This is a genomic window from Stenotrophomonas sp. SMYL41 (genome assembly GCF_036319965.1).
Taxonomy (GTDB): Bacteria; Pseudomonadota; Gammaproteobacteria; order Xanthomonadales; family Xanthomonadaceae; genus Stenotrophomonas; species Stenotrophomonas maltophilia_R.
This window is the reverse complement of sequence record NZ_JAWIRX010000001.1, coordinates 64,796-86,675: the sequence shown is the minus strand read 5'-3', so window position 1 is coordinate 86,675 and position 21,880 is coordinate 64,796. Positions and strand designations below refer to the sequence as shown.

Sequence of the window (21,880 nt, the reverse complement as noted above, 5' to 3'; positions counted from 1 at the left end):
CGCTACGTGAACCGAATCACGCCCGCCACTCAGAAGCCGGTGTTGAACTCCAGCTGGAACACGTCGATCGACAGCGGTGCCCCCGATACTTCCTTGGCCGCCATCCATTTGCCGCTGATCCAGCTGCGCGCATCCAGCGCATAGGCGCCGCCCACGTAATAGCCACGGGCGTTGGTGCCGCCCAGGTGGAAGTTCGAATCGTTGTAGGCGTCGGGCAACGCGTCGGCCTCGATGTGCTTGTAGCCCAGCAGCGCCTGCCATTGGCCCTTCTCCTTCAGCTCGGTGGCGCCGAAGGTGGCCTGCAGCATCCAGGCGGTGTCGCCGCTGCGGAAGGTATCGATGCTGGCGGTGCCGCCGGCGCCGTAGTTGTTGACGATGCCGCCGTTGGCGCGGTTGAACATGGCCTGCTTGTCGTAGGCCAGGTTGCGGATGTAGTCGCCATCCAGGCGCAGACCGACGCCCTCCGCCAGCTGCGTATCCCAGCGCAGGTTGAGCGTGGCCAGGCGGAATGCCGAGGCCAGGCCGACATACTGCGGGGTTGGCGTGTTGGCCGGATCCAGCGGATTGCGCGCGATGTCGCGGATCAGCATCAGGGTGTTGCCCTTCTGCATGAACGCCGGGCGCGACCAATCGGTGTCGCAGCCATCGACGCCCGAGAACAACGCGCACGGCGACGACAGCCGACCACTGATGTTCTTGAAGTCGTAGTAGCCCAGCGCTGCGCGCAGCGAATTTTCGTCGTTGAAGCGCCAGTTCACGCCCACCTGCGCACCGGAAAGCCACTTGTTTTCGTTGGGCGTCTTGACCTGGTTGCGGTTCGGCGAATTGTCGGAGGTGTACTCCAGCGGCACCACCGCGAGGTTGCCGAACAGATCAACGTCGCCACCGTCGAAGTCATGCTTCAGGTTGGCGGCAAGGCCGTCGAAGTTGAGGTCGTTGGAGAACAGCGTATCGCTGGTCCAGAACGGATTGCCGAAGCGGCCACCGCGCACCGTCACCCAGTCGGCCGGAGCATAGGCAAGCCAGGCCTGGTCCAGCCACACGTCCTTCTTGCTCAGGCCACCGCCCAGCTGCTCGGTGGTCGACACCGGGCCATTGCTGCTGCCGCTGGCCAGGCGCACGCCGGCCGTGGTGTGCTGCCCGATCATCGCCTCGATGCCGAGGCGGGCGCGGATTCGCCACAGGTTGCGGCGGTCCTGGCGGGTGTTCAACAAGGGCGGCAACTGCAGGTTGGTGTTGCTGTTCGTATCGAAGCCGCTGCCGGAGTTGATCGACGCCCAGTTGCTCACGATATCGCTGTTGCGCTCGGAGTAGAAGCGCGACTCGCTGCGCACGCGCACATCACCGGTGACCTTGATGCGCTTGGTCCACTCGGCCACTTCGTTGGGTGCCGCCCAGCCTTCGGACTTCGCCTGCGCCATCACGTCCTGGCGCACCTCGTCACGGATGCCGTCACGCACGCTCTGCGGCACGTAGGGCACGCGCACGTCGCCGGCTTCCAGGGCCACGCCACCACTGGCGGCCGCGCTGCCAGTGGCTGCAGTGCGCTGTGCGGCCGCGGCCTCGGCTTCGGCCTGCACCAGCAGTGCCTGGCCATCTTCGGGTTTCAGTGCACCGCTGGCGATCAGGCCCTTGATCAGCTTGACCATGGTGGTTTCGGCGGCCATCGCACCGGCCGGGGCAGCCAGGCTGAGCAGCACGGCACAGCACAGCAGCGCCCGTCGGGCCGGCCGCGGGTGGCGGGAGTCGGTTCGTGCGCGGACGTGGTCGTTCATCACGGTTCTCATCGAAAGAAGGGAAATCACGGAGGTCGGGAATCAGGCCCCGGGCCGGCGGCCCTGGATCAGCACGCGGGCGGGGAAATCGAGCGACGGCGGCGGTGCCTGGTCGACCTTGCCGATGCGGCGCAGGGCGTCGAGCACGGCCGCGTCGGCCTCCTCGTTGCCACTGCCGCGCACCAGCTCGACCTTCTCCAGGCGGCCGTCATTGGCCAGCCACACGTTCACCTGCAGCTGGAACGCCAGGCGCTTGACCTTGTCGTCGCGCGAGATCGCCTGCTGCATCAGGTAGCCGAGGTAGCGCCCATAGGTGGCATTGCCGGCGCCACCACGGCCAACGCCGGACGATCCGCCACCACTGCCGGACTGGATGCCGAAGTTGTCACCGCCGGCCTGCGCATCGGCGTTCATCGTCACCGGATCGGCGTTGTCCGGCGTCGGCGTCGGCTCTTCGGCCGGCGTCGGCTGATCCAGCGGCTCCGGTTCGGGCATCGTTTCTTCCGGCGGCGTCTCCGGCTCCGGTGGTTTTTCCGGGGGCGGCGGCGGCGGAGGAGGGGGCGGCGGCAGCGCCAGCATCGGCGGCTGCACCACCGGCCGGCGGGTACTGGCAGTGTCCTTGAACAGCAGCCACCACACCGCGATGCCGAGCACCAGCAACGCAGCCAGCACCAGCGCGACGGTCACCAGCAACTGGCGGCCGCGCATGCCGGGCTCGGGCCGGGGGGGTTGATGGGCCGTCATGCCTCAGCCCTGTGCCTTGCCGGTGACCAGGCCGACCTGGGCCAGCTCCAGCCGCCGCAGCAGGTCCAGCACCTCGACCACGCGCGCGTACTGCACCTGCGCATCCCCGCGCACGATCACCGGGAAGTCCGGCGTGGTCGCGCGCTCGGTGCGCAGGCGATCCTCCAGCTCGGCCATGGTCACCGGATACGCATCCAGGAACACCTGGCCGCTGGGGTCGATGGTGATTGCCTTGGTCTTCGGCTTCTCCAATGCGACGCTGTTGCTGGCCTTCGGCAGGTTGACCTCGATGCCGGGGATGGAGGCGTTGCTGGTCAGGATGAAGATCACCAGCACCACCAGCAGCACATCGACGAAGGGCGTCACGTTGATGCCCTTCTCGCGCTTCTTGATGCCGAACTTCGCCTTCTGGCCCATGGCGCGCCCCTCAGCCCTGGACCGCGGCCGGGCCGCGCCCGTCCTGCTCTTCGGCCAGGCGCGCGGCGAACTCGTCGATGAACACCGCCATGTCCGCGCCGATCGCTTCGGCACGCGCGCCCAGGTAGTTGTAACCGAACAGTGCCGGGATCGCGACGCCGAGGCCGGCGGCGGTACACAGCAGCGCCGCGGCCATGCCCGGCGCCACCGAGTTGATGTCCACCGCGCCGGCCATCGCCGCCACCACGAACACCAGCATGATGCCGATCACGGTGCCGAACAGGCCCACGTACGGCGCACCCTCGATGGTGGTCGACAGCCAGTTCATGCGCCGCGCCATCGCTTCCTGCTCGCGCACCATCACTGCATCCATCGAGGCACGGATCGCGGCGATGGTGGCGCCACTCAGGTAACCGCTGTTGCCGTCGCGCTGGTGGCGCTGCTGCATTTCATCGATGGCCACCTGGTAGATGCGCCACAACGAGCCATCGTGCATGGCGGTCGGTGCCTTGCCCTGGCGATCCATGTCCGACAGGGTGCGCAACGGCACGCCGGACAGCTTGCCGAAGCTCTCGGTGAATACCGCATTGGCCTTGCTGGTACGGCCGAAGTGGCGGCTCTTGGCGATCATGATCGCCCACGACAGCAGCATCATCAGGCCCAGGATGGCGACCACCACCCACGCATCGAACGGCATCGCCTTGAGGATGAAGGCGAAGTGGCTCTGGCCGGCCGACTGCTCATCGGCACCGTAGCTGATCAGGCGCGAATCGGCACCCTGCGCGGTGGCGTCGGCCAGCAGCAGCGCCGCCGGGCGTGCCACACGCGAGACGCGCAGCTCATCCAGCGCCCCCTCGAAGTTGGCCAGTGGCTGCGCCGCGCCGGGGGCGTCGGCACCGACCACCGGCGCGCTGCCCAGCGCCGGCAGCTCGCCGCTCAGCTGGGCCACCACGCGACCGTTGAGGTACAGCTGCAACGCGCCCTTCTCCGCGGTCAGCGCCACATGCGCCCACTGCCCTTCCGGAATCGGCTGCGCCGGCGTGCTGCGCTGGCCATTGAGCTGCACGAACGGCACCCGGTTCTCGATGCCCAGCACCAGTTCCGAAGCGCCGTCTCGACGGGCGTAGATCGCCTGTGCGGCGTTGGTGCTGCCCGGCTTGATCCAGGCTGAAACGGTGAGCGGCGCGCCGGCTTCCTGCGCCAGCGACGCGCTGGCAGGCAGTGGCAGCGGGCCCGCACCCAGCTGCACGCCACGGCCGATCACCGAGCCTTCGGACGGCGGCACGACGGCCCCGGCATTGTTGCCGTAGGCCGTGGTGTCGCGCGCCGGCGCATTGGCTTCGGCGAAGTGGTAGACCAGCGTGTAGTCCGGGTCGAATACCTGCTGGCCATTGCCGCTGGCCGGGGCCTTCTCATTGCCGTAGTACATCCAGATCGTCTGCGGCGCGGCTGCGCTGACTGCCGGCACGTCCACCCAGACCAGGGCCAGGCCCAGCTTGGGGTCGAACTGTTCGATCTGGTGGGCCAGCACGGTGCGGCCATCGCCCGACACGAAACGCAGGTCGTTGCCCGCATCCTGGGTACCGTCGAAACCGAAGTTGCCGGTATGCAGGCGCAGCAGCAGCGGCGTGCGGCCCGGGTCACCGGCCAGGCCCGCGCCCTGCGGGCCGGCGTCGACGGTGATCGGCTTGCGGTACTTCCATTCGGCCTGCCACCAATTGGCATCGGCCGCAGCAGCAGGCAACGCAACCAGCGCGGCCAGCAGCAGCAACACTCGGGAAAGCAAACGGTCCATGCGAGGGGTCTCCGGAGAACGCATGTTCAAGGGAAGGGTCAGTAACTGGTGCTGATGTTGAAATGCAGGCGCGGATCGTCCTTGCGCGTGACCGGGCCATCGGCATAGGGCCAGGCGTAGTCCAGGCGCAGTTGCAGGTGTTCGCCCAGGCGCAGCTGCGCGCCCAGGCCGACCGAGGCCAGGTTGTACTTGTCACGCTGTTCGGGCAGTGGTTGGCGCAGGCGCAGATAGGCCGCGTCGGCAAAGCTGTAGACGCGCAGATCGGTGCCGTTCCACAGCGACCACGCCGGGGTGCGCCATTCCAGGCTGGCCAGGCCGCCGTAGTCGCCGATCGCCTCGGCCGACAGATAGCCACGTACGGTATACATGCCACCGGCGGCGAACTGCTCGGCCGACACCAGCGGCGCGTCGGTCACCTGCAGCGAGCCGCGCGCGTACCACTGCCAGTCGCTGCCGAAGGTATGGGTGTTGGCGACATCGGCCTTGAACGCCACGAAGCTCGGGTCGGCCCAGTAGCGCTTCTGGCCGAAGGCGGTGGCGTCGCTGCCGTAACCGAACAGGCGGCGGGTGCCGGCCACCAGCTGGGTGTTGATGCTCAGCTGATCGTGCTCGCCCTGGCGCACGCCGACGAAGGCCAGCGTGATCGGCGCATATTTCAGCGGCGTCTTCAGGCTGTCCTCGCCCATCTGCGTGTCTTCCTCGGTGTCCTTGAAATCCACACCAAGGCTGAGCTGGCGCCACCACTGGCTGCTGCCGGCAAGGCGGTAGTTGAGCTTGAGGCCGATCGAGTGACCGTTGCCGATCACATTGGTTCCGGTGCCGGTACCGACCTGTCCGCCCGCGTTCAGCACGCGGCTATCGGACGTGTAGCCGGACGCTTCCAGGCTCCACGGCGTGCCCTCGAACGGCATCATGTACGAGGCCGAAAACACCTTGGCCTGCCTGGTATCTTCCGGCGCCAGGTACACGCCGATGGTGGCGCTGTGCCCGCGCTTCCACAGGTTGTCGTAGGCCAGCGACGCACTCAGGCGCAGCTTCTCGGTGTCGGCACTGTGGTCGTTGTTGAGCGCCGCGCTGGCGCGCCACGGCGACTTCTCCTCGACCTGCAGGTCCACATCCATCGTGCCCGGCACCTGACCTTCGCGCACCAAGGGCATCACCTGGCGACGTCCACCTTCATTGAGCGCGGTCAGTTCCTTCTGCGCCTGGTCGAAATCCGGCACCTTGCCCTCGGCCAGCGCCGGCACGCGTTCGCGGATGCGTTCGGGCGATTCGTGCTTCGTTCCCACGACCCGCAGCTGGCCGATCGGTGTCTGCTGTACCTTCAGCAGTACCACGCCTCCACTGACCTGCTGCTCGGGCAGTTCCACATAGACCGACTGGTAGCCCGCCTGCTGGTACAGCGCATTGACTGCATCGCGCGCCTTCTCGACATCGGCCAGGGTCTTGCCCGGGCCGAGGAACGGCTCCACCGCGCGTTCGATCTGGCGCGGATCGAGCACGGTGTTGCCGCGCACAATGTATTCATTGATGTTCACGCTGGGCGCAGGTGCAGCCGCCTGCGCGAACAACGGCAGCGGCATCGCGGCCAGGGCCAGCACCAGCGGATGCAGGTGCAGCGGAAGGCGGACGGCTCGGCACGGAACAGGAGTCATCGAAGGCATCGCGTCGTATCGAAGGGAGTGGCCAGGGAGCGGCGCGTGGGTCTACCAACAGGACGTGCACGTCGCGTCAAAACCGCCAATAGTTTTGTGACAGCACTGTCATCTTTTGACCCTGCCGGAACGGTGGCGGGCGGAGACTGCCTTCGCCACACGTCTTCCTTGCAGAACGCCGGTTGCCGCGGGAGATTGGAAATGAGTGCACTATCGATAGCGGGCATCCGCCCTGCCCTGGCGCTGGCATTGCTGCTGGCGTTGCCATCGCTCCGTGCCGAGGAGGCGAAGAAGCGGGAAGAGGCCGTGCCGTGCATTGAAGTGCAGGTCAACGGCGAGCGGATTCCGGCGTGGGACTGCCTGCAGCGCAAGCTGGCACCGGCGGCGAAGCCAGCCAAGTCACCGGCGCTGCCTGAAGCCGAACGCTTGATGCGGCAGCCCGGCAACCAGCTGATGCAGTACAACCTGGAAGGCACGCGGCAGCGCATGGGCGATGCCTTCGGCCGCTCGGTGGTGCCGCAGCGCCCGGCGCGCTGAGCCTGCGAAGCTGTAGAGCCGGGTCCACGCCCGGCTGCTCCAGCGCGCCCTTCAACGTTCATGCAGAAGCCGCCGGGCGTGGACCCGGCTCTACAGTGAGCCACCGTTCGAGGGCGCAGGCACGATGCCATCGGTCGGCACCGGCGGCAGCTCGGGCACCGGCACGCTGCGCGACTGGCCGGCCTGATTCAGTTCCACTGCACTGGCACTGATGCTGGCCAGCACCGTGCAAGGCCCCAGCCGCTGCCCGGGTGCGTACGCTTGCGCAGGACGACCATCCACCGACAGCAGCGCCAGTGGCGCGTGCTCGCCGGCGATCACGCCGAGCACGACCACCTCGGTCCGTACCGCACCGGGGGACAGCAGCCGCACCAGCGGCAGGCTGGCCATCGCATCGAACAGGGGCCGTACCGGCGCTTCGGCCTGCGCTTCACCGGCCGCCACCGCTGGCGCCACCGCAGACAGGGTGACACTCCAATAGGCCACTACGGCCAGCAGCAGCATCGCTGCCAGCAGGGTCAGCATGCGATTGCGATCCCAGCGCCTGCCATCCATGTTCCGCACCATCGCCACGTTCGTGTCCGCCTACGCTAGCAGCTGCGGCTGACGCTTTTGTTTCATCGTACAGGCCTATGCTGGCGCGTATCGGCAAGGACCGGAGGCAATGTCGGTGCAACGCATCCCGCGCGGTTTTACCCTGCTGGAGCTGATGGTGGTATTGGTGATCATCGGCATCTGCACTGCCGGTATCGGCCTTGGCCTGGGCAGCCTGCTCGATCCGGCCCGGCAACTGCGCCAGGAAGCCGAGCGGTTGGCGCAGCGGCTGCAGGTGGCACGCGACGAAGCCCGAATCGATGGCCGGCCCCTGCGCTGGCAGTCCGATGCCAAGGGCTATCGTTTCAGCCGCCGCGAAGGCGGCCGCTGGGTGACCGTGGAACGCGATGACCTGTTGCGGCCGCAGCAGTGGCAGGCCGCTGGCATTGCGGTAGTGCCCGCCAGCGCCATCGAACTGAGCCCGGAATGGATCGGCACTGCCTGGGAGCTGGGGCTGTCGCTGGAGGGCCGCACACTGCGTCTTCGTGATGATGGCAGCGGACAATTGCAGGTCGTGCAGTGAAGCAGGCGATGCGAGGATTCACCCTGATCGAAGTGCTGATCGCGCTGGCGATCGTATCGATTGCGTTGGCGGCGGTGATGCGTTCGGTGGCGGTGGCGACCGACGATCAATCGCGGCTGCGCGATCGCCGCCTGGCGCTGATGTGCGCGCAGGACCGCTGGCAGGAACTGCGTCTGACCGGACAGGCAGCGCAGGATGTCCGCCAGCGCTGCGTGCAGGGACGCGGCAGCTTCCTGGTGCTGCAGCATCTTGGCACGGGCAGCGACGGCCAGCCGCAGCTGGAACTTAGCGTGGTGGCCGAGGACGCACCGCGGCGACCGCTGGCGCGGATGCAGCTGCCGTGGACGCTCGCACCGTGAAGCGCGCCGTGCGCGGCTTCACCCTGATCGAGGTGATGATCGCGATCACCATCATGGGCGTGCTGGCGCTGATCTGCTGGCGTGCGCTCGACAGCGTGGCCAGCAGCGACCAGCGCCTGCGCCAGGCCGATGCCGAGACCACCACGGCGCTGCGCGTGCTGCAGCAGTTCCAGCGTGATATCGACATGCGCGCAGACGACGCGCTGATGAATGGCGCCGTGCGCCCGGCGGACCAGCCGCAGCGACTGCTGCCACCTTCGCTGGTAAGCGAACGGCACCCGGATGGAAGCTTCGCGCTGGAGATCACCCGCAGCGTCGGCAGCGACGGGCTGCGCTGGCAGCGGGTGCGCTGGTGGCAACAGGGCAACACGCTGTGGCGGGCCAGTGGCGAGGCGACCGACCGGTATCCGCTGCCAGCGCCTGAGCAATCCAGAGGCATCGCGGTGGCCCAAGGTGTGCAGCGGTTCGAGGTGCGGGCCTGGCAGCCCGGTGCCGGTTGGGCGGTGCTGCCGAGCGAGGGCGAGGTTTTGCCGGCGACGGGGCTGGAGCTGCGGCTGGGCCTTCGCGATGGGCGTGGGCCGCTGAGCTACCGGCGGGTGCTGGAGTTGTAGGGTTCGTTCGTGGCGCCGCATCCACGCATGGCGTGGATCTACTGCTGAGGCTGCTCTGGTGATGGCGGGGATCTACCCCCGAGCCTGCTCTGGTGGGTGCCGACCGTTGGTCGGCACTGATGCTGGCCCAGGCATCTACGCATGGCATGGATTCCCTGCCCTCCTGCCGCCGGGTGCTCTCCTGCACCCGACGGCGCTGTGTCGGTGGTCCTCACCGCTGATGGCCGCTCCCTGCCCTCCGTGCCGTCCTGGCTGGGGCCGCCACCGTTCCGTGGCGGCTGGCCCGATGCTGCAGCCCGATGCGCTGCACCGGGCAATGCGTGCCGACCAAGGTCGGCACCTGCCGGGGCGTGGAATGCCTAGCGGCGCTCGGTGCCCTCGTCCCGGCTGGCCTGCGGGAACTGGAAGGCGCTGTTGGCGTCGTAGCCACTGCCGGCGGTCGTGCCACGCGCAGGCGGAGCGATGCTGCTTGTACCACTGCCAAAGCCCAGAATCTGCACGCTGATCACCGATGGCTGGTTGCGCCGTGCATCGTCCTGGCTCTTGCGCATCACATCCTGTGCGGCCTGGCTGGCACTGTTCGCCGCCGCACTGGCCGAGGCCAGCGCATTGACGTTCACCGTGGCCAGCACCGGCAGGCCCTTGCTCTCGCCCTGTACCTGGATATTGGCGGCGTTGAGCACCTGCAGCGCCGCCAGATTGATGTTGCCCGAGACGCGGATACCGGCCTCGCCCGCATCGATGGTGCCCAGCGGCGCGATCAGGTCGACGTCGCCCGGCGGCACTTCGGCGATGGGGTTCAAGGTCGCAATGCCTGCGCCACTGGCGGGAGCCTGCGGCGACAGGATCACATTGCCCCAGCCGTCATAGAGGCGACGCGGTGGCGTGTACAGCAGCGTCGTCTGCGAACCGCGACCGGCATTGATGTCACCCTGCTCCGACCAGGCCAGGATGTCGCCGCCGAACGTGGTCATCACCCGCGACAGGCCCAGCAGCACGCTGTCCTGGCTGAACAGGCGGATATCGCCCTGCCCCTGGGTGACGAGGCCGGCGCTGGCAGGCGGCACCACGCCCTGTACGCCGACCACGATCTGTCCGCCCGGTGCCATCAGTTCGATGTTGCCGCCCGCCTCGGTGCGCACGCCGGAACCGCCGTACATCACGATATCGCCGGTACGGTCGATCGTCGCACCGGCCGCATTCCTGTCCGGCATCAGCGTGGCGATGGCTTCGCGCCCGCGCAGGTAGGAGCCGAAGCGGGGCCCTTCTGCATCGGTGTACTCACGCCCACCTTCACGCAGTTCGGCGTAGTACACCTGACGCAGGAAGATGCGCTGCTGTTCCTGCGGCAGTGCGTCGAATGCAGCCAGCGCCCCGTCGCCGTCGGCAGCCACGCCGAAGCGCTGCTGCAGCCACTGCTTCAGCTCCTGGTTGTAGACCTTGACTGCCTTGCCCGGCTGCGACGCGAGCGATTGCGCGGGATCGGCCAGATTCGCAGGATCCAGATAGCGGGCACGCAGGGCCGCGAAATCGATCTGCTGGTTGCCGGCCGTCAACGCGATGCTGGCGCCGGGACGGGTATCGCCCTGCACGATGCCACCGAGGCTGACGATGCTGCCCGCATCCTCCTGGCGCAGCTGGCGGCCGGCACTGATCTCGGTGTTGCCGGGGCCGGCGATGGTCGCGTTCAGATGCACGATGTCGCGGCCCGCCGCCACCACCGTGAAGTCGGTGGGCGCGGTGTTCAGCGCGGTCATCGACACCCCGAGGATGTCCCGGCCTGCCCGCAGTTGCACGGCGCCGGCGGCCTCGAACCAGTTCAGCTGCGTGCGCTGCCCCCCGTTGGGAGTCAGCGTGCGTTGGGCGCCGGTGGCCAGACCGATGATGTCGCCCTGCACCGCGTAGAAGCGGCTCGGCGCCAGGGCCGCAGACACGGTGGACAGCGGAGTATTCGGACCGAACGCAAACAGCGGAAGCGACGCCTGCGGCGATGCAATGTTGCCGTCGACCGACAGGTTGTGACGCGAGCGGGTCACATTGCCGCTGGAATCCCCCTGCTCGGCCATGAATGCAGGGTCGAAGGGTCCCGGCAGGCGCGCGTCGCTGGCGGAGCGCGCGATCTGGGTCGCGCCACGCTGGGCGAAGATGCCGCCACCGGCCAGGACGTCCAGCCGTCCTGTCGCCGATGGTGCCAGCAGGATCACATCCTGCGTCCCCGGCGTGGTGCTGATCCGGTCCAGCTTGACGTCGCCCTGCGCAGCAACGGCGCTGAAGCGCGAAGGATAGAGCCAGTAGTTCAGCAGCTCCTCCCGGCTGCCCGGTGCCAGCGCAACCTGCTCGGGCCACAGATTGCTGCCGGTCACGTTCTCCGGCCCGGCCAGGCCCGGCGCCAGGTCGCCACCGGCACTGAACAGGTCCACGGCGGTCGTGTCGGTCCACAGGGAGAACCAGGTGCTGCCCGCAGCGCGGCTGCCGTTGTCCTGCACCACCGCGCTGTAGTTGGCCAGTGGAACCCGACCGGCATCGGCGACGCCGCCGAGCACGACGTCACCCCGCGCCTGCAGCTGCGCGACCGCATCGCCCAGCACCAGCACCGGCCCGCCCATCGGGCGAGCGGCGTCGGCGGCGAACAGATCGGCCGCACGCAGCTGGCCCAGCGTCGCGTAGCTTTCCAGGGTGACGCCCATTGCACCGATGCGTCCCGCATCCAGCTGCAGGCTGCCACGCAGATTGCTGAAGGTACCGTTGAGGTCGAGATTCTGTCCCGCCCTGGAGGCATTGAGGCTGGAGAACGTCGCCCGCAGATTCGGATTCAGTGCGCCACCGATACGCAGTTGCAGGTCGCCGCCGCCGGTCAGGTGCAGCTGGCCATCGCTGACCCGGCCGGTCGATCCCACCGCCGCGATGATCGCACCCGAGCGCGGTGCGATCGTCGAGTCCAGCGCGTCACCTATCGCATCGCGCACGCCGGCGTCACGCCCGGCCTCCAGCGTCAAGTTGCCGCCGCCCAATGTACCGAAGCCGGTGAAGCCGACCATCCGCGGAGAGGCGCCAGCAGCAGCGGACACGTTGGTGTAGGCGCCAAAGTTCACCCACCAGCTGGTCGGCACCGGCTCCACGCCGGTGGTGCTGCCGGTTCCCTGCCGCCACAGCCAGTTGCCGACCGCGGCACTGGAGTACAGCGCCCAGTCACGCTCGCTGGTGCCCGACTCTGCGCGCCCGGTCCAGACGTCACCGACGATATCTCGCCCGGCTTCGACGCGCAGGTTGCCGCCATGATCGGGATACCAGGCCTGGTAGCCGGCCAACGCGGCATCATAGCTGCCCGGCACCAGGTTCGGACCCAGCAGTGCGGTGTTCCTGGGGGCTGCTGCACGGGGCGAATTGAAGGCAGCGTCGCGGCCCTCGCCCAGCGTGGTGGGAGTGCCCGCCGTGTACACACCGAAGCCGGACTTCATCACGACATCACCGGCAGCGAGCAGTTCCAGGTCCCCCTTGCCGGTGCGCAGCACGCTCCAGGCCGGCGTGCCCGCGCGCTTGCCGTAGGTGGTCACTTCGGTCTGCGTGCCACCGCCGGCGCAGTAGCTGGGTGCGGTGCTGCAGAACTCGTCTTCGGTCATGCCGAACATCGCCGCGAAGTCCTTCGCAGGGGTGCCCACGTAGGACTCATCGCCCCAGTAATCCAGCGAGCCCTGCGCGGCCACCTGGCGGGGGGCCGGGCCGCAGTAGTCAGCCGACATCGCACAGAACTCATCTTCGGTGAAGCCGTACATGTCGGCCAGCTCCGCAATCGGACGGCCCGCATAGGAGGTGTCGCCGATCCAGTCCAGCGATGCCCGCTCAGTCAACACACGATCACCCACCCAGATGATTTCGGTCTTGACCGTACCGATTGAGCCCTGGTGGGTATCGGCCAGCACCACGCTGCCTTCGGCGCCCCAGCGCCGGCTGCGTGGATCGGCCGCCCCGGAATCGGCACCGGCAACCACGGTCAGGTCCCAGGAGGTGGTGCCCTCGGCCAGCATCGGCGCCAGCGCCCAGTTGCGCCCCTGGTTGCCGTTGGCATCGGCCGGCCGCAGATTCACCGGCCCGTTGCCGGGCAGCTCCACCTTGGTCAACGATGGGATGTAGGCGCCCACCTTGAGCTCGACTTCGCGTGCCAGGCGCAGCGCAACCGGCAGCACCGCGCCGGCGGGCCACTCCTGTGCCGCCATCTGCACGGCGCTGCGCAGGCGGAAGCCGGCCCCCAGGCGCGCACCGGCCGCCAGCACCAGCGGCTCCTGCAGCACGGTGCCCGCCGCCAGCGTCTGCCCGGAGTCGGTGGTCACCGCCGCACCCAGCACCGTGCCCGCAGGCAGGCGCAGGGTCTGCGAGATCACCATCGGCGCGGGCAGCACGGTACCGACCGGAAGCGTTACCGATTCGACCGGCACGTCATAGTTCAGGCGGGTGCCGGCCTGGAACTCGGTGCCGGGCTGCAGCTTCACTCCGTCCACCGGCACCACCAGGTCGCCACCGAAGGGGGTGTGCCCGGCGCTGCCATTGCGAGCCTCATACAACTGCCAACCGCCCTCGTCCGGCGTGGACGGCGGCGGTGCGAAACCATCGTTGATGCTGCCATAGACGTTGATGTTGCCTTCGGCGCGCAGTACCAGCGAAGCCGATTCACCGAAGCCACGCCGCGATGGATCGGCGCGGTTGGCTTCGGGCCCGTAGCGGTAGCCGGACAGATCGATGTCGCCGGCAATGGTCAGGTCGCCCTCGGGATTGGCCTCGCTGCGCCGCGCCACCACCTGCACGCCGGGACGCAGGCGGACGTCGCCCAGCGCGGCGGTGCGCTGCTGCAGATCCGGATTGCCCAGCGCGCCATCGATCCAGGCCCCGCTGTGCGGATCGACCACCTGGTCCAGCCACTGCTGGGTGACCAGCTGCGCGCGGTTGCCGCGCACATCAGCGGTGGTGGCCAGGGGCGCATCGTCGTAGCGACGGACACCATTGAGCTGGATGTCGGCCGCGCCATCGATGCGCAGGCCGCTGGCCACGGCAATCGCCGCGTCGTTGCTGCCCAGCCGCGGCACATCGATCTTCAGCGAGCCCCGCGCCATGCCGTCGTTCTGTCCAGGGCCGTCACCGAGGGCAACGTCGCTGCCTGCACGCATGTCCAGGTGCGCCGCGCTGCCCAGACCAACGGCGCCTTCGGCGCTGCCCAGCGTGATGGTGGCCCGGTTCGGACTGTCGATGATCTTGCCATGGCTGTCCACGCGCAGGCCGGTACCGTGCGCGTCCAGCGTGCCGTCCACCTGCAACTGATCACGGGCGTACAGGCGGATGCTGCCGACCTGCTCGCCGCTGGCATCGATGCGGCCGGCCACGGTCATGCTGCCCGCGTCGACACTGATGTCGACCCGGCGCGCCTTCACTTCGTCGCCGATCCGCAGATCGCCTTCACCGATCTGGAAGCTGCGACCACCGACGACGCCGCCGGCGGTCAATCGCTGGTTGAGGCCGGTGAAGTCCTGCAACTGACGTGCCCGCACCACCAGTTCACCACCGTCGTAGGGCACCAGCGTGCCACCGGCATCGTAGCGGCCACTGGCGGTGCCCTGCAGATCACCGGCCAGATCGGCTCGGCCGGCCATTGCGGTGACCGTCATGCGCCCGCCGCGGTTGTTGCGGGCGGAAACATCGATGCGGGAGGCCGCATCGGTGCGGATGTCCCCCGTGTCGCTGGACAGCAGGACATCACCGCCCCAGCTGAACTTGTCCACGTCGTACAGCGAGACCTTGCGCCCGGCAAGGTCCAGCGCCGCCCGGCTGCCAAGCGTGATGCCCTCGCGCGCGTTCGCAGACAGCCGTCCTGACGCCAGCGCGATCGTGCTGTCCAGCGTGATCCGGTTGGCGTCGATGCTCAGCTCACTGCCCAGTGCATCGCCACCCGCCTTGCCGGTGCCCCCCTGCAGGCGGAAGTCGCCGCCGGTGCGCACGCGCAGCTGCGCGGCGGGATCGGCGGTCAACAGCGGTGTATCGATACCCAGGCTGCCTCCGCTGTACTGCCAGCCCTTGTCGGCCAGATAGTCGCCGCGCTGCTGGAACACGTCCAGCGTGCCCTGCGCGGAGAACGACAGCTGCTCCGAAGCACTCAGGTTCAGCGCACTGAATCCGAGTACCTGACGGTTGGCAGGCACCTCGGAGCTGGGACGGCTGAACGGGGCGCGCGCCAGCTGCAGGTTGCGGGTGACGATGTCCAGCTGCCCGGCGCCGAGCCGGTCCACCATCGGATCGGCCGGCGGCACCGACGCATCGCTGCCCGGCCCCTGCGTCGCCGCCAGCGAACCGTCCCAGACCAGTGTGTCCACCAGGATGCGCGCACGGTCGCTCGCCGCACCATAGCCATGGATGGCCTGCGCGCCCAGTACCAGCGTCTGCAGGCCACCGCGGCCGGTGGCACTGTCGCGCGCATCCAGGTCGACGCTGCCGAAGACGTTGACCGAATCCCGTGCGATTAGGCTCAGCGTATCCAGCGCCGGTGCGCCGGTGGCATCATTGCCGCGCAGCAGCTGCTGCAGCACGGACTGGTTCATGGTCATGCCACTGGCCAGCGCCCCTGCCGCAGCGGCCTGCGCGATCGCTTCGGCACTGCCGAGGTTCAGCGCCGCCATGCTCAGGCCGAGCTGACGGGTGCCATAGCTGGCCGAGTCGCGCATCTGCAGCGTGCCATCGGTCGCTACCGCGATACTGCCATCGGAAACCAGCCGGGTCTGGCCGTCGCACGCCGTCTGGCACCCCCCGATGTCGATTGCCACCGGACCGGCCTCCACGCCGGTGGTGCCGGTGATCAGGTTCAGGCGCTGGTTGGACACCGCCAGCAGGCCGCCGGAGACCTGGTAAGGCAGCGTCGCCCTGGCATCCGCGTTGGCGGATGCGAACGGCAGTGTATCGAGGGTCGCACCGGCCTCGACCAGCACGCCGCTGCCACCGGAGGCCGCTGCCACCAGCACTTCCGGTGCGTTCAGGGTGACTCCGGAACGGATCGCCACGCTGCGTGCCTGGCCGGTCACCGCCACCTGCGAAGTCACCTGGTTGAACTGCCCGCCGATCATCATCCGCACAGGCAGGAAGGCATTGAGCGCGTCGTCGCTGAAGGTGGCACCGCGATCACGCGCCTGCGATTGCGCACCGCCATCGACGATCTCCAGTGAACCGACCGCCGGGCTGGCCAACGTGGCTGTCAGCGTGCCGCCGCGCCCGTTGTCGGTGGCGGCGCCGAACCGCGCGGTGCCGGCGAAGCGGATGGCAGGCGTGTCTGCACGACCTGCGCCTTCGCCCAGCGCCAGGGTCAACCCGAGCGCATCGATGGTCTGCCAGCCGCGCGACTCGCCGCGGCGGTCGGCCACCGATTGCGCGAAGCTGTTGTAGGAGGTTTCGTTGTAGCCCGAGTGCCGGCGTACCACCGCGGCGGGGGTCAGCAGGATGTCGGTGAGCAACGGCGAGATTGCCGCGCCCAGCGCCGCGCGCTGCTGCCCGGACACACGCCAGGTGCCGGTGCCGGTCGCGATGGGTTGCGCGATGCCCGAGGTACCGGTGGCGCCCAGCTCCACCCGGAAGGCACCGGGCTGCAGCGCATAGCTGGCCGGCATCAGCGTGTAGGTGCCTGCCACCAGGCCGGGCACGCCCGCCGGCACGGTGATCTGCTGACCCACCCCCGGTGCGGCGAATCCTTCCTCGCCGCTGGGGGCGAATGTCCCGGCGCGTCCTGGCACGATTGCATACACCGGGTTGCCCGACGCACTGAATTCATAGCGCGGATTGGCGTCGGCCAACGCCGTGCGCAGCACGTCGACAGAGCCGCCGCGCCCGGACACGAAGGCCGCACCCGTCAACTCACCACCGCCGGACATGTCCAGCAGTGCCCCCGGCGCCACCTCGACCTCGTTGGCCTTCAGGGTCACCCCCATCGAGGAGATGCCGGCCGGCGTCAGCGAACTCACGCTGCGCGTGCCGACCCGCCAGTCGACACCATCGACGGTGCCACCATAGGGCAGCGACAGGCCGGCACCGCTGGTGGAGGTAACGCTGCCCGGGAGCAGTTCCACCCGGCTGCCGACGGTTCCGTTCTGGATCAGGCCGCCCAGCTGCAGCGTGCCCATCGGCACCTGTACGTTGCCGCCCTGCTGCACCGTGGCGGCCACCAGGCGAAGCGTGCCCCGCGCCGATTCCGGCGCCGGCTGCGTACCCGCACCGATGCCGTGGATGCGCAGCACGGCATCTGGATCAGCCCAGTAATCAGCGGTCTGCACGGTCTGCGCAGAAGCGCCGGCCACCAGCGTGCCGGCCGCACCCGTGGTGGGGTACAGGCGGGCAGCGGTCACATCCATCGAACCGGCCGTCATCAACGCGCTGGTGTTGCCATTGCTGGCAATGCTGTTGGTCAGGCGCACATCACTGCGGCTTTCCAGCGCCACGTGTTCGAACCCGGGCAGCCAGGTGACGTCGCGGATGTCGATCAGCTCGGCCTGCACCGCCAGCGCATGCTGGTCCGGCGCCGCCGAGGCAACATCGGCCGTGACCAGCAGGTTCTCGCCCGGCAGCTGGCGCCAGCGTGCCTGCGCCAGGCGGACGTAGGGCGCACTCAGTCGCAGCCCCGAGGACGGCCCGGCATCCACGGCCATGCCCAGGCTCGACGTTCCCTGGCCGTGGAAGCGCAGGCTCTGGGCCAGGCGCAGGTCGACATCGCCGGCGGCGCGGATGTCACCGAACACGGACAGGCTACCGAAGCCGCCGGCCTGCAGCTGCTCGACCGACAACGCGGCGTGGCCATATTCCAATGCGGCCGGCAGTGGCTGCGCCGGTGCGTTGTGCTGGCTGAGGCTGATCGCACGCGCCCGCAGTACCTCATCGCTGGCGCCACGTGCATGGATGCTGCCGCCAAAGGCCAGGCCAAGCGTGCCGCCGCGTGCGCCGGCACCACCGGCGGCCGCGTCCATCCCGCCGTCCAGGTACAGTGCATTGGCAGAGCGCAGCACGATCTGCCCGCCGTCGCTGTCCACGCGCACACGGCCCTGGCCGTCGATGTCCAGTTCGGCCGACGCGCCCCGCGCCTGCAGGCGCGCACCGCGTTCGACCACCACGAAGGCTTCCGGTGGACGGTTGTCGACGAATGCTGTGCTCTCCCAGTCCAGCGCCCCACCAATCTCGATGCGTCCGCCCGCGCGCACCTGCCCGCGCAGGCGGCCGCTGGCATCGGGCAGCGAAATCGCGTCGGCATCGGCATCCAGCAGCGCGCCTTCGGCGAAACGCCAGGTGCGTTCGGTGCGCTGCCCGGCGTACAGCGCGTTTTCCGGTCGCACATCGTCGATCAGGATGCGGCCGCCCTTGGCGCGCAGCGTGCCTTCAACATCGATGTTGCCTGCACCAAGCAGCGAGATCGTCTGCCCTGGATCGACCGCCACCAGTGCATCCGTGCCGACCCGCAGGTCACCGCCCACGCTGTTGCGGTCCGAACGCAGGCTGATGCTCGCGCCTGCGCGCTGGCTGACGCGCCCGCTCGACGGATCGGCGCTGTACAGCGGCGCATCCCACGCCGCCAGCGCGCTCGCCCGATCAGTTGCCATCCGAGCGCCCTGGGTCAGCTGCAGGCCCGGCAGGGCAGCGACCAGCTGCGCGCCATCGGTCACCTCCAGGCCCTGGTGGCCATTGATGTCGTACTGCGCAAAGCCACTGCCGAACAGGCCGGGGTCCAGTCGCAGCGACGCGCCCGCCGGGTCCGCATCGCCCACCCGAACGTGGCCACCGGTTCCCAGCGAGAAGGAACCACTGCCCTGTCCTCGGCCACTGAACCGGCTCCCCTCGCCCAGCTGCACCCGTCCACTGCCGTCGGTCGCAACCGTGCTGCTGTTCGCCTGCAGGCTGACGCTGCCCCCTTTGCCGATGCGGCCCTTGCCGCGCAGGTCCAACGCGGCGCCGGCCTCCACGTCAACCGCTGCCTCGGCGCCCACGACCACGTCATGACTGTTGCTCAGGCTCAGGCGACCGCCATCCGTCCAGGCACCGCTGGCGTCGAGCGGCATCGCCAGTGACGCATTGCTCCATTCACCGGAGAGATCGATCCGCGTGCCGTCGGCAATGGCGGTGCGGGCGCGGCCATCGTGCAGCAGCGCCGTCGGCCGGCCCTGGACATCCAGCAGGTTGCCCGCCGACAGCTGGCCGCCGGCAATGCCGATGTCGCCTGCCAGTTCCACCTCGCTGCCGGTCAGATTGAGCTGTCCGCCTGCCTGAAGGCGAAGGCTGCCATCGATGCGGATGCGATCGGCGGTCGCCAGGTCGATCCGTCCCCACTGCTGGGCACTCAGCTCTGCGGTATCCAGCCACACTGTGTCACGCCGCTCCTCGTTGACCGGCGCCAGCAGCGACCACGCCGCCTTCGTCGGAGCCTTGTCATCCAGGCGCACCTCCGAGCCGAACACACCGCTGCGGCCCTGGCCGTCGTAGCGCCCCAGGTACAGCTGCGCGTTGCGTGCGGCCGCCGTCTGCGCCTGCGCATAACCCTCCAGCGCGGAATCCGGCCTGCGGTTCTGCTGCGCGCCCTGGAAGGTGGCAGTCTCAACCTGCCCATCCAGCACCGCGGTCGGTGCGGAGACGATCAGGCGTCCTGCGTCGCGGCCGACCGTGTACCCGTTATCGACACGCTGCGCCGCGAATACGATCGGATCACGGAAGGTCTCGGTGATGCCCCAGCGCTCCTGCTTTACTTCATGGCCGCTGTACAACCCATCGAACAGCATCTCCGCCGGCGCATCATCGAGGCGGTAGACCTGGCCATCGACGCCGCGCACCCAGCTCTGCCGGATCACGCCGCTCTGCACATCCAGACTGCCACCGGCAAGGTTGATGCGTGAGCCGCCATGCGTGATCACTTCCCTGCCGCCCAGCAGGACGGTGCCTCCCTGCGCGGCCCATTCGCCGATCGAGTGCCCCTGGTTGTCGAGGTAGCCGCCCACTTCCAGCAGGCCACCCGCCGCGTACCAGCGCTCACCCTCGTAGCCCCCGGTACCGGCCGGAACGTGGACCAGCCGGCGGCGGTCGACCCAGACCTCGCTGCTGGTCAGCTTGCCGCTGTCGCGGTTGTCCAGGGCATCGCGCAGTTCGTTGCCCTGCACCTTGACCTGGACATTGTTGCTCTCCATCGACACCTGTACGCCCACTGCACCGGAAACATCCACGCGTGCCGCGTCGTCTACGTAGCTGCGGGCCGCCGCATCGGCAATGATCTGGCCGCCCGTGGCAACCGTCAGCGAATCCGCACTGAAATGGATGTTGCCACCCGAGACGATCTCCACCCGCGACTGGTCCCGGCGATCATTGTGCTGGGACAGATTGTCGAAGGTTGCCGAGCGCGCGCCGGCGCGGATCGCGTCCTGCTCTGCCGATTCCTTGATGAGGCTGTCGCGCTGCGTATCCAGCACCGTAGCCTTGCCATCGTCCTCGATCAGCACCGCCGTGGTGGCTCCATCGGCAAGCGTGACGCTGCTGCCGGCATCACTGGCCGAGGCCAGAAGATGCACGGTGCCGCGCTGCGCAAGCGTGGTGCTGGCCACGGCCACACCGGCCTGCTCGACGCTGCGCCCGGCCAGGGTCACGTCACCCTCGCGGGCGCGCAGCAGGCCGGTGTTGCGCACGCTGCCAGCCGTGCTGCCAGCGATGAAGCGCGGCGCGATTTCATTGCCGCGGGTGGTGGAGCTGGTATTGGTCGCCGTACCCACGCCGCGCCGGATCACGAAACTGTCACCGGCAGCGAGCTGCACCTGGCCCTTGCGCGCCTCGATATGTCCTGCATTCTCCACGCTGTGCCCGGCCAGCAGCACGTAACCACCGCCGCGCGTCGCACTGGTCGGCTCATGGGTCGCGATGCGGGCGCCCTGCTCCACCATCACCTTGCCGAATGCATCGCTGAGCGCGCTGCTGCTGGCGTCGGGGCTGTACAGGCCGTTGTCGCGGAACTGCGCATCGCTGATCCGTGCTGCGGCTGCCAGCAGGTTACGTACATTGACCTGGCTGTTGTTGCCGAACACCACGCCATTGCGGTTGGCCACGAACACCGTGCCATTGGCGTTGAGCTGCCCCAGGATCTGGCTGGGCCGCGCACCCGGGTCATTGACCCGGTTCAGCACGGCCCAGTCAGGGTTCTGCAGGAAGTTCAGCGTGGTGTTACCGCCGATGTTGAAGGTCTCCCAGTTCAGGATCGCCTTGTCCGCGGTCTGCTCGACCGTGACCTGCACCCGCCCGTCGCTGCCCTGCGACTGGACCGCGTCGCGCGCGTTGAGCCAGCCACGGGTCAGCGGGTTCTGGTCGACGCTCAGGCCGTCCTTGCCGAGGCCATCGGCAACGATGAAGCCAGCCTCGCGGCGCGCCTGCCGCGCCTGTTCCTGCAAGCGCTGCTGCAGGGCAATCGCCTGCGCCGCGGTGCCGAGATTGTCGATCGACTGCTGCAGCTTCTGCCGTGCTGCATCCTGCTGCTGGGCCGGCAACTGGAACTGGATCGGCACGCCGTTGGGCATGCGGCCACTCTGTGCCGCGCTGCCCTGGGCCGCGCCGCGTTCGGCGAACCAGCCCGGACTGAATGCCTGCTGCGCCTGGCTGGCCGGGGCCACCATGCTGCCCAGGGCGACCGCGATGGCCCACGCCATCGGATGATTGCGGCGCATCGGCGCGGCCGGATGAACAGCGGACGGGAGCGGGTGCGACATCGGAACCTCATCAACCTGGTGGGCCGCGGCTGCGGCGACGATCGGGGAGGCACGCGCAACGCATGCCCTGCCCCTGATAGACGGTTCACGTGACACGAAGCCGACAGCGAAACACTGCAGTGGCGGC

General features: G+C 68.7%; 11 protein-coding genes. 4 read left to right on the top strand and 7 right to left on the bottom strand.

Annotated features, from left to right (window positions below):
* Positions 1–29 precede the first annotated feature (29 nt).
* From V3B30_RS00385 to V3B30_RS00365, 5 genes are read right to left on the bottom strand one after another with little or no spacing between them, the layout of a single operon-like run.
* Positions 30–1,775 (bottom strand): putative porin, encoded by a 1,746-nt coding sequence (locus V3B30_RS00385; RefSeq protein ID WP_262082420.1) that lies wholly within the window; start codon positions 1,773–1,775, stop codon positions 30–32.
* A 42-nt stretch (positions 1,776–1,817) separates the two neighbouring features.
* Entirely contained in the window at positions 1,818–2,483 is a 666-nt protein-coding gene (locus tag V3B30_RS00380) for a cell envelope integrity protein TolA (RefSeq protein WP_049462486.1), read from the bottom strand.
* Positions 2,484–2,522: 39 nt separating this feature from the next.
* Entirely contained in the window at positions 2,523–2,936 is a 414-nt protein-coding gene (locus tag V3B30_RS00375; RefSeq protein ID WP_005409874.1) for a biopolymer transporter ExbD, read from the bottom strand.
* A gap of 10 nt (positions 2,937–2,946) precedes the next feature.
* Positions 2,947–4,731, bottom strand: a complete 1,785-nt coding sequence (locus tag V3B30_RS00370) for a MotA/TolQ/ExbB proton channel family protein (protein ID WP_262082419.1) — start codon at positions 4,729–4,731, stop codon at positions 2,947–2,949.
* A 38-nt stretch (positions 4,732–4,769) separates the two neighbouring features.
* Positions 4,770–6,386 (bottom strand): ShlB/FhaC/HecB family hemolysin secretion/activation protein, encoded by a 1,617-nt coding sequence (locus V3B30_RS00365; protein WP_262082418.1) that lies wholly within the window; start codon positions 6,384–6,386, stop codon positions 4,770–4,772.
* A gap of 201 nt (positions 6,387–6,587) precedes the next feature.
* Here V3B30_RS00365 and V3B30_RS00360 point away from each other — a divergent pair, with 201 nt between their 5' ends.
* Complete coding sequence (locus V3B30_RS00360) at positions 6,588–6,923, top strand: hypothetical protein (protein WP_262082417.1); 336 nt, start codon at positions 6,588–6,590, stop codon at positions 6,921–6,923.
* Between the two features lie 90 nt (positions 6,924–7,013).
* On the opposite strand, the gene V3B30_RS00355 is transcribed toward V3B30_RS00360, so the two are convergent.
* A complete protein-coding gene (locus tag V3B30_RS00355) occupies positions 7,014–7,478 on the bottom strand; it encodes a general secretion pathway protein (protein ID WP_262082416.1) in 465 nt (154 codons plus the stop codon).
* Positions 7,479–7,593: 115 nt separating this feature from the next.
* Between V3B30_RS00355 and gspH the strand changes: the two genes are divergently transcribed.
* From gspH to V3B30_RS00340, 3 genes are read left to right on the top strand one after another with little or no spacing between them, the layout of a single operon-like run.
* Entirely contained in the window at positions 7,594–8,040 is a 447-nt protein-coding gene (gene gspH, locus V3B30_RS00350) for a type II secretion system minor pseudopilin GspH (protein WP_049423094.1), read from the top strand.
* A gap of 8 nt (positions 8,041–8,048) precedes the next feature.
* Positions 8,049–8,399: a type II secretion system minor pseudopilin GspI gene (gene gspI / locus V3B30_RS00345; RefSeq protein WP_262082415.1), complete on the top strand. Its 351-nt coding sequence runs from the start codon at positions 8,049–8,051 to the stop codon at positions 8,397–8,399.
* A complete protein-coding gene (locus V3B30_RS00340) occupies positions 8,396–9,010 on the top strand; it encodes a prepilin-type N-terminal cleavage/methylation domain-containing protein (RefSeq protein ID WP_315973619.1) in 615 nt (204 codons plus the stop codon). Before gspI ends, V3B30_RS00340 begins: the two co-directional genes overlap by 4 nt.
* A gap of 359 nt (positions 9,011–9,369) precedes the next feature.
* Here the strand turns inward: V3B30_RS00340 and V3B30_RS00335 are convergent, their stop codons facing one another.
* Positions 9,370–21,753, bottom strand: coding sequence for a filamentous haemagglutinin family protein (locus tag V3B30_RS00335; protein ID WP_262082413.1), 12,384 nt, complete (start codon positions 21,751–21,753; stop codon positions 9,370–9,372).
* Between the last annotated feature and the right edge of the window lie 127 nt (positions 21,754–21,880).